The organism is Pseudomonas sp. JAI111 (assembly GCF_024809425.1).
Lineage (GTDB): Bacteria > Pseudomonadota > Gammaproteobacteria > Pseudomonadales > Pseudomonadaceae > Aquipseudomonas.
Genome location: NZ_JANUCB010000003.1, coordinates 530509 through 543484, shown reverse-complemented (window position 1 = coordinate 543484; position 12976 = coordinate 530509). Strand labels below are relative to the sequence as shown.

At 57.3% G+C, this 12976-nt stretch carries 14 protein-coding genes; 12 read left to right on the top strand and 2 right to left on the bottom strand.

Translation table 11 applies throughout. The annotated features are described in order from the left end of the window. Positions 1-8: 8 nt before the first annotated feature. Entirely contained in the window at positions 9-899 is an 891-nt protein-coding gene (ubiA, locus tag HNR03_RS13425) for a 4-hydroxybenzoate octaprenyltransferase (protein ID WP_259154068.1), read from the bottom strand. Beyond that, positions 899-1462 (bottom strand): chorismate lyase, encoded by a 564-nt coding sequence (locus HNR03_RS13420; protein WP_259154067.1) that lies wholly within the window; start codon positions 1460-1462, stop codon positions 899-901. Before HNR03_RS13420 ends, ubiA begins: the two co-directional genes overlap by 1 nt. 202 nt (positions 1463-1664) lie before the next feature. Here HNR03_RS13420 and HNR03_RS13415 point away from each other — a divergent pair, with 202 nt between their 5' ends. The 12 genes from HNR03_RS13415 (at position 1665) to tssG (ending at position 12964) form a co-directional block, all read left to right on the top strand. Next, on the top strand, positions 1665-1832 hold the full coding sequence (locus HNR03_RS13415) for a rubredoxin (RefSeq protein ID WP_222589060.1): 168 nt from the start codon (positions 1665-1667) through the stop codon (positions 1830-1832). A 20-nt stretch (positions 1833-1852) separates the two neighbouring features. Beyond that, a complete protein-coding gene (locus HNR03_RS13410; RefSeq protein ID WP_259154066.1) occupies positions 1853-3001 on the top strand; it encodes an NAD(P)/FAD-dependent oxidoreductase in 1149 nt (382 codons plus the stop codon). 192 nt (positions 3002-3193) lie between these two features. After that, entirely contained in the window at positions 3194-3469 is a 276-nt protein-coding gene (locus HNR03_RS13405) for an HU family DNA-binding protein (RefSeq protein WP_003213368.1), read from the top strand. A 654-nt stretch (positions 3470-4123) separates the two neighbouring features. Next, on the top strand, positions 4124-5680 hold the full coding sequence (gene tssA / locus HNR03_RS13400) for a type VI secretion system protein TssA (protein WP_222589054.1): 1557 nt from the start codon (positions 4124-4126) through the stop codon (positions 5678-5680). 32 nt (positions 5681-5712) lie between these two features. Continuing rightward, the gene (gene tssB, locus HNR03_RS13395) at positions 5713-6216 is read left to right on the top strand and encodes a type VI secretion system contractile sheath small subunit (protein ID WP_222589053.1); all 504 of its coding nucleotides are present in this window, start codon (positions 5713-5715) and stop codon (positions 6214-6216) included. 28 nt (positions 6217-6244) lie between these two features. Then, positions 6245-7720: a type VI secretion system contractile sheath large subunit gene (gene tssC, locus HNR03_RS13390; RefSeq protein ID WP_222589052.1), complete on the top strand. Its 1476-nt coding sequence runs from the start codon at positions 6245-6247 to the stop codon at positions 7718-7720. Between the two features lie 14 nt (positions 7721-7734). Next, positions 7735-8142 (top strand): type VI secretion system baseplate subunit TssE, encoded by a 408-nt coding sequence (tssE, locus tag HNR03_RS13385; RefSeq protein ID WP_090177913.1) that lies wholly within the window; start codon positions 7735-7737, stop codon positions 8140-8142. A gap of 10 nt (positions 8143-8152) precedes the next feature. Next, positions 8153-8677, top strand: a complete 525-nt coding sequence (locus HNR03_RS13380; protein ID WP_259154065.1) for a PAAR domain-containing protein — start codon at positions 8153-8155, stop codon at positions 8675-8677. A gap of 20 nt (positions 8678-8697) precedes the next feature. After that, positions 8698-9627 carry a DUF6402 family protein gene (locus HNR03_RS13375; RefSeq protein WP_259154064.1) on the top strand — a complete coding sequence of 310 codons (930 nt, stop codon included), beginning with the start codon at positions 8698-8700 and terminating at the stop codon, positions 9625-9627. A 49-nt stretch (positions 9628-9676) separates the two neighbouring features. Continuing rightward, positions 9677-10093 carry a hypothetical protein gene (locus HNR03_RS13370; RefSeq protein ID WP_259154063.1) on the top strand — a complete coding sequence of 139 codons (417 nt, stop codon included), beginning with the start codon at positions 9677-9679 and terminating at the stop codon, positions 10091-10093. A 112-nt stretch (positions 10094-10205) separates the two neighbouring features. Beyond that, positions 10206-11993 carry a type VI secretion system baseplate subunit TssF gene (gene tssF, locus HNR03_RS13365; protein ID WP_259154061.1) on the top strand — a complete coding sequence of 596 codons (1788 nt, stop codon included), beginning with the start codon at positions 10206-10208 and terminating at the stop codon, positions 11991-11993. Continuing rightward, complete coding sequence (gene tssG, locus HNR03_RS13360; RefSeq protein ID WP_222589047.1) at positions 11957-12964, top strand: type VI secretion system baseplate subunit TssG; 1008 nt, start codon at positions 11957-11959, stop codon at positions 12962-12964. Before tssF ends, tssG begins: the two co-directional genes overlap by 37 nt. Positions 12965-12976: the final 12 nt, after the last annotated feature.

The window sequence follows — 12976 nt, the reverse complement described above, 5'->3', positions numbered from 1 at the left end:
TTATTACCTCAGCGCAACCCGTAATCCAGCACAATCCCCACGAAAATTGCCAGCCCGGCCCAATGGTTGTGCAAAAACGCCTTGAAGCAACGCATCCGGTCCTTGCCTCGGGTGTACCAGAACTCCCAGGCAAAACAGCCCGCCGCCGCCAGCAAGCCAAGGTGGAACCAGCCGCCGAGCTGGAATTTCGACCCGGCCAGCAGCAGGCAACCCAGCGCCAACCCTTGCAACGTCAGGATGATCACCCGGTCCGCATCGCCAAACAGAATCGCGGTGGATTTCACCCCGATCTTCAGGTCATCGTCGCGGTCGGTCATGGCGTAATAAGTGTCATAGCCGACCGTCCACAACAGGTTGGCGATCCACAGCAGCCACGCCGCAGCAGGCAGCTCACCGGTTTCGGCGGTGAACGCCATCGGCATGCCCCAGGAGAACGCCGCACCCAATACCACTTGCGGGTAATAGGTGTAGCGCTTCATGAACGGGTAAGTGAAGGCCAGCGCCAGGCCACCGAACGAAAACCAGACCGTTTTCGCATTGGTGCACAGCACCAGCAGGAAGGCCACGCCCATCAACAACGCGAAGAACACCAAGGCTTCTTTGGAGCTGATCTTGCCACTCACCAGTGGCCGCTGTTCGGTGCGTTTCACGTGGCCATCGACCTTGCGGTCCGCCCAATCGTTGATCACGCAGCCGCCGGCCCGGGTCAGCACCACGCCCAGTACGAAAATCACGAGGTTGGCCAAGGACGGCGAACCTTTGCCGGCAATCCACAGAGCCCACAATGTCGGCCACAGCAGCAGATAGATGCCGATCGGCTTGTCCATGCGAGTCAGTTGAATGAAATCCCAGGCCCGTGGATTCAAGCGATTCAGGGACTTGAGCAGGCTCTGATACATCAGCAATTCTCCGGATGGGCGCGGGTGGCGAGCCACAAGGTCGGCAAGAAGATCTCGGCCACCAGTACGCTCAAGGCACCACGGTCGAACCGCGAGCGGCGTCCCCACAGCTCAGGTGCGCGAGCCTCCATCGGCAGCCATTCCTGAGGATAGTGGCAAACCTCGATAGCCCGACGCTGGAACGCTTGATCGCAAAACAGCAACTCACCCAGCGAGCGACTGCCCAATTCGTCCATGTGCAAGCCATCGCCCTGCAGCGCACTGCGCGCCGCCACGCTGCGGGCAAACACCCACGCTTCGCCATGGCCACGCAAATACACCTCGCGCACCCAGCCTTCACTGCCTTCGTCCAGTTCCAGCGCGGTACATTCGTCGGCGCGCAGTGGTTGCCAGCCTTCAAACAGCGGCGTGACACTGAAAGCATTATTCGACAAACGGATCAGGCGGCGGGTCAGCGAGCCTTCATCAAACAACCAGTCGAGGGTAGACGTGTCGGGGAGGGGCGTCAGTTGGCTTTGAGGGAGCCATAACGGGGTCGCGGAAGGGGATTTTGAGTGCGGCACAGTGAGTCATTATTGGCAGCAAATGAGGCGGCGAGCTTAACATGTCAGCCCGCGATTTTGATTGATCCGGGCCGCCGTTGCGCCGAACACGCTTGCATCTGCCGTGCCCGATCAGTACAAAACGCCCCTGAGCCGAACGGCAACGCTGCATCTATCGACCGTTTGCGCCGGCATCAAGCCTGAATCCTGAGGAATTACCTGAATGAAAAAGTGGCAATGTGTGGTCTGCGGCCTGATTTATAACGAAGCCGACGGCTGGCCGGACGACGGCATTTTGCCGGGCACTCCGTGGCAAGACGTGCCGGAAGACTGGCTTTGCCCGGACTGCGGCGTGGGCAAGATGGATTTCGAAATGATCGAAATCAACTAAGACATTTAAAGGAGTAAGGAATGAACGCACCTGTCGTGATCGTCGGCACCGGGCTGGCCGGCTACAACCTGGCCCGGGAGTTTCGCAAACTCGATGGCGAAACCCCGCTGCTGCTGATTACCGCCGATGACGGGCGCTCCTACTCCAAACCGATGCTCTCCACCGGGTTCGGCAAGAACAAAGACGCCGATGGCCTGAGCATGGCCGAACCTGGCGCGATGGCCGAGCAACTGAAGGCCGAAGTGCGCACCCATACGCGCATCAGCGGTATCGATCCTGGCCACAAACGCTTGTGGATCGGCGAGGAATCGGTGATTTACCGCGACTTGATCCTGGCCTGGGGCGCGGAAACCGTGCGAGTGCCGATCGAAGGCGACGCCGCCGACGCCGTTTTCCCGATCAACGATCTGGAAGATTACGCGCGCTTTCGCGCGGCAGCGGCCGGCAAACGTCGGGTGCTGTTGCTGGGTGCCGGGCTGATTGGTTGTGAATTCGCCAATGACTTGATCCTGGGCGGTTACGAGGTGCAACTGGTTGCACCGTGCGAACAAGTCATGCCGACCTTGCTGCACCCGGCGGCGGCCGCAGCGGTGCAGGCCGGGCTGGAAAGCCTGGGCGCGCGCTTCCACCTTGGCCCCGTGCTCAATCGCTTGCAGCGTGTGGATGATGGCCTGGAGGCGCACTTGTCCGATGGTCAGGTGATTCCTTGCGATGTGGTGGTGTCGGCCATTGGCCTGCGTCCGCGTATCGACCTGGCGGCGGCAGCCGGTGTGCAGGTCAACCGTGGCGTGGTGGTCGATCGTCACCTGAAAACGTCCCACGCCAATATCTACGCCCTGGGCGACTGTGCCGAGGTCGATGGGCTGAATCTGCTGTACGTCATGCCCCTGATGAGCTGTGCGAGAGCGCTGGCGCAAACCCTCGCCGGAAACCCTACCGCGGTCACCTATGGCCCGATGCCGATCACGGTGAAAACACCCGTCTGCCCATTGGTGGTTTCGCCGCCGCCACGGGGTGTGGAGGGCGTCTGGACGGTCGAAGGGCAGGGTACTGACGTCAAGGTTTTGTGCCGCGATTCCGGCGGAAAACTGCTCGGTTATGCCCTGACAGGCGCGGCGGTGATGGAAAAACTGGCCCTCAACAAAGAGCTTCCGGCACTGCTGGCGTAAATACCGGTCGTTCTGTCGGAATCACCCCTCTTTTGCCCCTACAAAGGTCGCGCCGAGACTGGCGCGGCTCTTCCGTGCGTGCCATTCTCACTCCCGTCTGCCGCAGAGTAGAGCACCTGCGGCGCTTTGGGCGCTGTTCCAACGAGAACAGCACGGACATAACAACAAAAAACCGTCAAAGGGGCTTCACTAATGCGTAAACCAGAACTCGCCGCTGCAATCGCTGAAAAAGCAGATCTCACCAAAGAGCAGGCAAACCGCGTTCTCAACGCCGTTCTCGAAGAAATCACCGGCGCACTTCACCGCAAAGACAGCGTCACGCTGGTGGGCTTCGGTACCTTCCTGCAACGCCACCGCGGTGCCCGTACCGGCAAAAACCCGCAAACCGGTGAGCCCGTCAAAATCAAGGCCAGCAACACTGTTGCGTTCAAGCCAGGCAAATCGTTGAAAGACAGCGTTAATCCGTAATTGCGGCGAACTCCCTGAATAAAGGGGAGAACCGTATTGAAAAATGGGCATGCCGATTAAATCGGGTGCCCATTTTTTATGAGCGTAATGCGGTTCTGTATTAAGTCTGGATTGGACTGATTAATACACTCTGGAAATTGATTATTCATTTCGCTCATTTGTTCATTGCCGTGTTACGTGATTACCTTCATATATTAAGTGCCATCACTGTAATGGCACTTTCTTGGTTCTTTGTTGTCGCACATCGCGCTGTTCCAAAGTGACCATGACCTTTCGGACGATTCCTACATTTATTCCCTCTGAATATTGGCATGCTCCGCGCCTGCATCGAAAGGTCTTGTCCAAGATTTTTGGAAAGTTTGACGGGCGGCTCTAGCTCAAGGGTTTTGGGCGTGTGCTCGGGAGGCTTCAATATTAAATCGCTACCAGGGAATCCCCTTACACATATAGGGAGATCTCCTACGTGCAATAAAGATCACTTCGTCTTGTTGTTTAATCAGATGCTTGCTAGTGGCCATCATTGTGATTACGATGCGCGCACTTGAAAGAGCACGAACTCAATTGGATGAGACTCATCGTAGCTCTTTGATACTGTCCTGGCCCCTTGAAATCTTCATGGGGGCGTATGACCGTAATCCTAAATAAAGGCCATGGATGTCCTACTCAAGCAAACTTTCTGCTCATTACCTTGATCTCGCAAAAGCCTCTGTTTCCAAAGAGAATTTCGCGGGCGAGGACGTTCGTTTTTCGAGCGAATATGAGGCATTGGAAAGCGAGCTGGGCAAAGCCTCCTCGATGCATGAAAGCGGTCAGATTGACTGGCTGAAAATCCGTGAAAACAGCGAAAGCCTGCTGCGTACCCAGTCCAAGGACTTGCGGGTCGGTGCCTGGCTGACTTGGGCGTTGTACCAGCGCGAATCCTTTCAAGGACTGCTGGCGGGCCTTGGTTTGTTGCACTACCTGTGCGAAAGCCACTGGGCCGAAGTCCACCCAAACAAGGCTCGCACCCGCTCCGCTGCGATCAGTTGGCTGGTGCCGCGTCTTGAGCAGGTGTTGACCGAAAACATCGCGATCAAAGAGCAGTTGCCGATGTTCCGGCGCCTGGTCGAACACCTTGAAGGCCTCGACGCCGCCTGCACCGAGCACTTGGGTGACGATGCGCCACTGCTGCTGCCGATCTCTCGCCGCCTGAAAAACATGGTGCAACGCGCTGCTGACAACCAGCCGGAACCCGGTGTGGTCGGCGCCGCAGTCGCCCAGGTCAAGCAAGCCGCCACGCAGTTGTTCACCCCTGGCGCACCGATCGATAACGAAAAAGAAGCCCACAAAGCCCTGCGCGCCCAACAGGAAAGCGCGCGGCCGTTGTGTGCCTGGTGGCTCAAGCAGAAAGCCACTGACCTGCGCGCCCTGCGCCTCAATCGCACACTCCTGTGGCTGCCGATTGATGCGGTTCCCGAGCGTAACGCCGAACAAATCACCGTTCTGCGCGGCTTGCCCGCCGACAAGCTCAAGTCCTATCAGGATCGTTACGACCAGGCCAAGTACGCCGACCTGTTGGTGGAACTGGAGGCGAGCCTGGCGAAGGCGCCGTTCTGGTTTGATGGCCAGCGCATCGTCTGGGAATGCCTGCAGGGCTTGAACGCCGAATTGGCCATGCGCGAAGTGGAAATCCACTTCGCGCTGTTGATTCAGCGCCTGCCCGGCATCATCGAATTGCGTTTCCATGACGGCGCACCATTCGCTGATCCGGCCACCCGCGCCTGGATCAGCGCCCACGTCATGCCACACCTGCAAAGCGCCACTGCGCCACGCAAGGTCGAGGTCGCCGACTCCCAGCCGGCTTGGGAAGTGGCCCTGGAAGAAGTTCTGCCGATTTTGCGCAAGGACGGCCTCAAGGCCGCCGTGCAGATCCTCAAGCAGGGCCTGCAGAGTGCCCACGGCGGACGCGTACGGTTTTTCTGGCAGTTCGCCCTCGCGCGGCTGTGCTTCATGGCCAAGAAATACGAACTGGCCAAGACCCAACTCGAAACCCTCGACCAAACATTACAGGACTCAGGCCTGAACGCCTGGGAGCCCGATCTTGCGCTGGAAGTGCTGCATTTACTGCATAGCTGCTGCGAGTTGTTGCCGCAGAACCATGCCGTACGTGAACGCAAGGAAGAGATTTATCGCAGGCTGTGCCACCTCGATCTCGAAGTGGTACTCGAATAGGCCCCCGGGCCACAACCGCAAGGAGAAAAGCCATGGCCAAAGAAGGCTCGGTAGCCCCCAAGGAACGCATCAACGTCACGTTCAAACCTGCCACCGGTGGTGCACAGGAAGAGATCGAACTGCCGTTGAAACTACTGGCAATCGGTGATTACACGCACCGCAAGGACGAACGCAAAGTCGAAGATCGCAAGCCGATCAGCATCGACAAGACGACCTTCGACGAAGTGCTGGCCAAGCAAGAGCTGAGCCTGACGTTGAGCGTGCCTAACCGTCTTCAGGAAGAGGGCAGCACTGAAGAGCTGGGCGTGCAACTGCGCGTCAACTCGATGAAGGACTTCAACCCGGCCAGCCTGGTCGAGCAAGTGCCTGAGCTGAAAAAACTGATGGAACTGCGCGACGCGCTGGTGGCCCTCAAAGGCCCGTTGGGTAACGCGCCTGCGTTCCGCAAAGCCATCGAAGGCGTTCTCGCCGACGACGAATCCCGCGGTCGCGTACTGGGTGAGCTGGGCCTGAACGCCGCAGCCCAGGACGCCTGAGTCTCTATCAGCCAAGGAAGCCAACACCATGAGCACTAGCGCAGCACAGCAAAAGAGCAAAGAGAACGGCGAATACAGCATTCTCGACAGCATCATCGCCGAAACCCGCCTGACGCCGGACGACGAAGCCTACGACATCGCCAAGCGCGGTGTGTCGGCCTTCATCGAAGAGCTGCTCAAGCCGCAGAACAACGGTGAGCCGGTCAAGAAGGCAATGGTTGATCGCATGATCGCCGAGATCGATGCCAAGCTCAGCCGCCAGATGGACGAAATCCTTCACCACCCGGACTTCCAGTCCCTGGAATCGTCGTGGCGCGGCCTGCAGTTGCTGGTCGATCGCACCAACTTCCGCGAAAACATCAAGATCGAAATCCTCAACGTCTCCAAAGACGATCTGTTGGACGACTTCGAAGATTCGCCGGAAGTGATGCAGTCGGGCCTGTACAAGCACATCTACACCGCTGAATACGGTCAGTTCGGTGGTCAGCCTGTGGGCGCGATCATCGCTAACTACTTCATGTCCCCAAGCTCGCCGGACGTGAAACTGATGCAGTACGTGTCCAGCGTCGCCTGCATGTCTCACGCGCCGTTCATCGCGGCTGCCGGTCCGAAGTTCTTCGGCCTGGAAAGCTTCACCGGCCTGCCAGACCTGAAGGATCTGAAAGATCACTTCGAAGGCCCGCAGTTCGCCAAATGGCAGACTTTCCGCCAGTCGGAAGACTCCCGTTACGTTGGCCTGACCGTGCCGCGTTTCCTGCTGCGCAACCCGTACGACCCGGAAGAAAACCCGGTCAAGTCGTTCGTGTACAAAGAAACCGTCGCCAACAGCCACGAGCACTACCTGTGGGGCAACACGGCCTACGCGTTCGGCACCAAGCTGACCGACAGCTTCGCCAAATTCCGCTGGTGCCCGAACATCATCGGCCCGCAGAGCGGTGGCGCGGTTGAAGACCTGCCGTTGCACCATTTCGAAAGCATGGGCGAAATCGAAACCAAGATCCCTACCGAGGTTCTGGTCAGCGACCGTCGTGAATACGAACTGGCCGAGGAAGGCTTCATCTCCCTGACCATGCGCAAAGGCTCCGACAACGCGGCGTTCTTCTCCGCGAGCTCGGTGCAGAAGCCGAAGTTCTTTGGTATCAGCGCAGAAGGCAAGGCCGCAGAGCTGAACTACAAGCTCGGCACGCAACTGCCATACATGATGATCGTCAACCGCCTGGCTCACTACTTGAAAGTGCTGCAGCGCGAGCAACTCGGTTCGTGGAAAGAACGTACCGACCTCGAGCTGGAACTGAACAAGTGGATCCGCCAGTACGTGGCCGACCAGGAAAACCCAAGCGCCGAAGTCCGTGGCCGTCGTCCACTGCGCGCTGCCCAGATCATCGTCAGCGATGTCGAAGGCGAGCCTGGCTGGTACCGCGTCAGCCTGAACGTGCGCCCGCACTTCAAGTACATGGGTGCCGATTTCACCCTGTCGCTGGTTGGCAAGCTGGACAAAGAGTAAGAGGAGCCTGAGTCATGACTGGATACGGCAGCCTTTTCGAACGCCTGGGTGGCGACGCGGAAAAACGCGTCGGCTGGAGCCGTGAGGTCTCCGCCATGGCGTCCGTGGCTGCCCATCTGGCCAAGATGCTCAGCACCCGTGCGGGCAGCGTGCAAACGCTGTCCGACTACGGGCTACCCGATCTCAATGACATGCGTCTGAGCCTGCACGACTCCCTGAGTCAGGCCCGTCTGGCCATCGAAAATTTCATCGAAGCCTACGAGCCACGCTTGAGCAATGTGCATGTCATCTCCCTGCCGCGTGATCACGATCAGCTTCGCCTGTCCTTCAGCATCGAAGGCTTGCTGGAAGTTGATGGTTTCAAGCGTCAGGTCAGTTTCGCCGCGCGCCTGGATGGCAGCGGTCAAGTAAAGGTCAACTAAGGAGATTCGTATGTCCGGCAAACCCGCAGCCCGCGTATCCGACCCCACCGCTTGCCCGCTCCCCGGCCACGGCACCAACCCGATCGCCGCTGGTTCCGGCGACGTCTTCTTCGACGGCCTCGCGGCCGCCCGCCAAGGCGATGCCTCGGCGTGTGGTGGTGCGATGTCGGGCGGGTTGGCGACGACGGTTTTGATCAACGGCAAACCGGCGGCAACGGTGGATTCGGTTGGTACTCATGGCAACAAGGTTACGGCGGGTTCCGGGACGGTGATTATCGGGAATTCGCATTCGCCGGTGCCGTTTGTGGCGCCGTTGCCGGTGGAGATTCAGTGGCCGTTTAACGAGCACTACGTGATCAATTGCCAGGACACCGGGAAGCCGTTGGCTGGAGTTGCATACAGTTTCAAAACAGCCTCGGGAAAAATAATCAGTGGTGTCACAGGCGCCGACGGCAAGACGCAGAAAATTTCGTCATCGGAAGCTGAGACGTATGAGTTGATTATTGAGCAGCAATCCGAAGTTGTAATTGGATAAGACGAGTGAGGGTTTTTGATATGGCGGATACAACAATAGCTTCAAGTCTGACGCCAGCAAGTAATCAGGCTGGTAAGTCTGCAGTTGTTCGTCAATTCAAAATCACAGATATACCTGACGCGATGGATAAGATGAAATGGCCAGTTGCTGCGAAACTCATGCGCCATTGGTTCAATGGCAAGCCATGGCCAACCAAAGACGGCGCTATGAGCAAAGAGGTCAAAGACCACGACGCTCTTGCAGACGTCAATTATGTAGAAGATACCATCGTGAAAATGGCTTGGCTGATGCGGTTTGAACCTGCCAAGGCTGTAATTGAAGAGTTGAAGTCTGTTTGGGATAATTCTGCTGGACGAAAAAATATAAGCAAGAAAGTCAAAGATAAGTATCTTGGCTCGACTCCAGGCGTTTACCCTTTCAAGTTTGAAAGTGCAAGAAAGGTTGAAGAGTTCGGATACAGTAATAATCGAGCGGTCAAATTCGGCCTGATAGAAAAAACCGATGAGCTCCGGGCTGCGCTGGCAAATTTTAACGTTCGCGTATTTCCTGAAGGGAAGTTAGTCGTCTCTGTAGATAGCATTCAACTATTTGTTGAGCGTATCGGCTTTTATGCTGAGGATGCCTACGACTTCAATGACGCACCGGAAGATAATTTCAGTCAACCACTGGGTTTTTGGAATTTTGATGGGGTAGCCAACCCTGCCTATGCAGCCACTGCAAATGCCGGCGCGGCGCAGATGAGGTCAGACATCGCGTCGAATCCGTATCTCAGTGCCGAAGACTCTCAAGCTATGTTTAAGGAAATAGACAGTGCGCGCTATTTTTATATTACGAACTCCCACTTTGTGAAGTATCGGGCTGAGTTCGGTAAGGGTGGCGACTTTCAGGTTTTATCTGATGTGCACTATCAGAGTATTCCATTAACAGTAATTAACGTTTGGAATAAATAATGCGCACATTTAGCGTTGGTGTGGCTGCGGAAAAGGTGGGTGTTAGAAAATGATCACGTTTAGCAGGAAGTGGTTGTGGTCTATCAGTCTCTCGTTGGTGCTGTTGTTTGCATTGCTTGTTTATTGCGTAAACGCAATGCTTGGATTTCCTGCAAGTACAACTAAGGCCAGCCCTTCAGGAGATTACGTAATTGAGAATGTGCGTGTCGGCAGAATTTTCATGCTTGGCGGTATGGCGTACTTAAGAATTATTGATTCGAAGGACTCAGCCAAAGTATATCGAAGCCCGTTGTACGATACTCAATCGCTAGATATGCGTGCGTACGAGGATGATAACGAGGTCGGTATTACTTGGATCGACTTCAACAAGAAAACCAAAGTGTTCACGGTTTCCATGCCGCAATGGGAAGAGAGTTGGCTGAATGTCTTTATCAGTAATACACCGTATGAGGTTATTCCTAATTGAGGCGGATGAATCCCTCTCGATGACTACGTTGGCGCGAATTAAGCTCACTAAGTGAACGACGGCTTATGTCAGCGCGGGAATTTACTCTAAATTATGATCAGGCAACCATACGATGTCCTTTAACCACTACTACCAAAGCGAACTCACCGCACTTCGCCAGTTAGGTCGTCGATTCGCCGAGCGTAGCCCGGCGTTGGCGCCTTTCCTGGGCCAGGCCGGTCGGGATCCGGACGTGGAGCGGTTGCTCGAGGGCTTCGCTTTCTTGACCGGTCGCCTTCGCCAGAAGCTCGACGACGAGTTGCCGGAGCTCAGCCATTCGTTGATGCATCTGCTGTGGCCCAACTACATGCGGCCGCTGCCGGCATTCAGCATTTTGCAGTTCGACCCGCTGAAGCGTTCGGGTCCTGCGTTGATGGTCGAGCGCGACACTCCAGTTGAGAGCGTGCCGATCGATGACGTGCGTTGCCGCTTTCGCACCTGCTACCCGACCGAAGTGTTGCCGCTGGATCTGGCCGCGCTGAATTACTCGGTGAAGGGCGACGGTTCGTTGTTGAGCCTGCGTCTGGAGATGAGTGCTGACGGTCACCTCGGCGAACTGGAACTGAGCCGTTTGCGTCTGCACTTCGCCGGTGAGCGCTACATCAGCCAGATGCTCTACCTGAGCCTGTTGCGCAATCTGGAAGGCATCGAACTGATCCCGCTGGATGGCTCCGGCAAACCCATCAACGGCGTCAACGGCACGCCGATGGCGTTCAAGATGCCCGGCGACCGTGTGCAGCCGGTGGGTTTTGCCGAAGAAGAAGCGTTGATTCCCTATCCGCTGAACACCTTCCGTGGCTATCGCTACCTGCAGGAATACTTCGCCTTCCAGGACAAATTCCTCTTTGTCGATATCAACGGCCTGGACCTGCTCAAGGCGCTGCCGGAAGAAACGCTCAAGCAGGTGCGTGGCCTCGAATTGCGTTTCGATATTCGCAAGAGCGGCATCCTGCGCATGCGTCCGACGCTGGACAACGTGAAGCTCTACTGCACGCCCATCGTCAACCTGTTCAAGCACGATGCACTGCCGATCCGCCTCGACGGCAAGCAAGACGAATACCTGCTGTTGCCCGCCGAATTCGATCTGCAGAACTGCGGCGTGTTCTCGGTGGAAACCGTCACCGGCTGGAAGCCCGGCGGCCTCGGTTACCAGGAATACGTGCCGTTCGAATCCTTCGAGCACGATCCGAGTTTCGACGTGCCCAACAGCCGTCCGCATTACAGCATCCGCCAGCGTTCGTCTTCGTTGCACAACGGCCTCGACACCTACCTGAGCTTCGGCATCCGCCACACCGAAGCCCACGAAACCCTGTCGATCGAGCTGATGTGCACCAACCAGAACCTGCCCAAAAAACTCAAGCTCGGCGACATCAGCCAGGCATGCGAAGACACGCCAGAGTTCCTGAGTTTCCGCAACATCACCCCGGCCACTCCAAGTTATGCGCCGCCGCTGAACCGTGACTTCCTCTGGAAGCTGATCAGCAACATGTCGCTCAACTACCTGTCCCTGGCCGACGTCAATGCGTTGAAGGTGATTCTCGAAACCTACGACCTGCCGCGCTACTACGACCAACACGCGGAAAAAGTCAGTAAGCGTTTGTTGGGCGGGCTCAAGTCGATCAAGCACCAGCACGTTGATCGGTTGCACCGAGGGTTGCCGGTTCGAGGGTTGCGCACCGAGCTGACCATCGACCCGGAAGGGTATATCGGCGAGGGCGACCTGTTCGTTTTCGCCTCGGTTCTTAACGAGTTTTTCGCGCTTTACGCCAGTCTCAATTCGTACCACGAGCTGCGGGTAAAAAGCACACAGGGAGAGGTGTACCAATGGACACCACGTATGGGCCTTCAGCCGCTTCTTTAAGCGGACTGACCCGAGGAATACGCGAGTACTCGCTGTTTCAGGCCGTGCTGCTGGTGGTTGACCGGCTGCGCGAGGCCCACCCGCACCTGAGCCAGGACGATTTATACGATCAGCTGGAATTCCAGGCCAACCCGAGCCTGGGCTTCCCGGGCAGCGACGTCGATCGCGTGGAGTTTTTCCACGAGCACGGGCAGATGCGTGCGCGCCTGCGATTCAACCTGATCGGCCTGGTCGGTTCTGGCTCGCCGCTGCCGGCGTTCTATGGCGAACAGGCCCTGGGCGACAGCGAAGACGGCAACCCGACTCGCAACTTTCTCGACCTGTTTCACCATCGCCTGCAACGGCTGATGCTGCCGATCTGGCGCAAGTACCGCTACCGCGCCAGTTTCGAAAGTGGCGCCCTCGACCCGTTCTCGGCGCAGCTGTTTGCGTTGATCGGCTTGGGCGGCGAAGAGATCCGCAAGGCTCAGGAACTGAACTGGAAACGCCTGCTGCCGTACCTCGGCCTGCTCAGCTTGCGCGCACACTCGGCTGCGTTGATCGAAGCGGTACTGCGTTACTACTTCAAGCACGCCGAACTGACCATCGAGCAGTGCATCGAGCGTCGCGTGGAGATTCTCGACGAGCAGCGCAATCGTTTGGGTCGCGCCAACAGCCTGCTCGGCGAAGACCTGGTGCTGGGTGAACACGTGCGCGACCGCAGCGGCAAATTCCGCATCCACATCCGCGAACTCGACTGGCAACGCTTCCACGAATTCCTGCCGATCGGTTTCGGCTACCAGCCGTTGTGCGCGCTGGTGCGCTTCACCCTGCGTGACCCGCTCGATTACGACATTCGCCTGGTGTTGCGCCAGGAAGAAATCCGCGAACTGCGCATCGGTGAGCAGAACGCCTGTCGCCTGGGATGGACCAGTTGGCTGGGCCGCGAAAAAGCGGACGGCGTAGTAACCCTGGGCAGCAAAATTCATTAAGGACAGATGACC

What these genes read in the sequence shown, in the direction of transcription:
- tssB (WP_222589053.1), top strand. Translation starts at nt 5,713, where the DNA reads ATGGCCAAAGAAGGCTCGGTAGCCCCCAAGGAACGCATCAACGTCACG.
- ubiA (WP_259154068.1), bottom strand. Translation starts at nt 899, where the DNA reads ATGTATCAGAGCCTGCTCAAGTCCCTGAATCGCTTGAATCCACGGGCC.
- HNR03_RS13370 (WP_259154063.1), top strand. Translation starts at nt 9,677, where the DNA reads ATGATCACGTTTAGCAGGAAGTGGTTGTGGTCTATCAGTCTCTCGTTG.
- tssE (WP_090177913.1), top strand. Translation starts at nt 7,735, where the DNA reads ATGACTGGATACGGCAGCCTTTTCGAACGCCTGGGTGGCGACGCGGAA.
- HNR03_RS13405 (WP_003213368.1), top strand. Translation starts at nt 3,194, where the DNA reads ATGCGTAAACCAGAACTCGCCGCTGCAATCGCTGAAAAAGCAGATCTC.
- tssC (WP_222589052.1), top strand. Translation starts at nt 6,245, where the DNA reads ATGAGCACTAGCGCAGCACAGCAAAAGAGCAAAGAGAACGGCGAATAC.
- HNR03_RS13380 (WP_259154065.1), top strand. Translation starts at nt 8,153, where the DNA reads ATGTCCGGCAAACCCGCAGCCCGCGTATCCGACCCCACCGCTTGCCCG.
- tssG (WP_222589047.1), top strand. Translation starts at nt 11,957, where the DNA reads ATGGACACCACGTATGGGCCTTCAGCCGCTTCTTTAAGCGGACTGACC.
- HNR03_RS13375 (WP_259154064.1), top strand. Translation starts at nt 8,698, where the DNA reads ATGGCGGATACAACAATAGCTTCAAGTCTGACGCCAGCAAGTAATCAG.
- tssA (WP_222589054.1), top strand. Translation starts at nt 4,124, where the DNA reads ATGTCCTACTCAAGCAAACTTTCTGCTCATTACCTTGATCTCGCAAAA.
- tssF (WP_259154061.1), top strand. Translation starts at nt 10,206, where the DNA reads ATGTCCTTTAACCACTACTACCAAAGCGAACTCACCGCACTTCGCCAG.
- HNR03_RS13410 (WP_259154066.1), top strand. Translation starts at nt 1,853, where the DNA reads ATGAACGCACCTGTCGTGATCGTCGGCACCGGGCTGGCCGGCTACAAC.
- HNR03_RS13415 (WP_222589060.1), top strand. Translation starts at nt 1,665, where the DNA reads ATGAAAAAGTGGCAATGTGTGGTCTGCGGCCTGATTTATAACGAAGCC.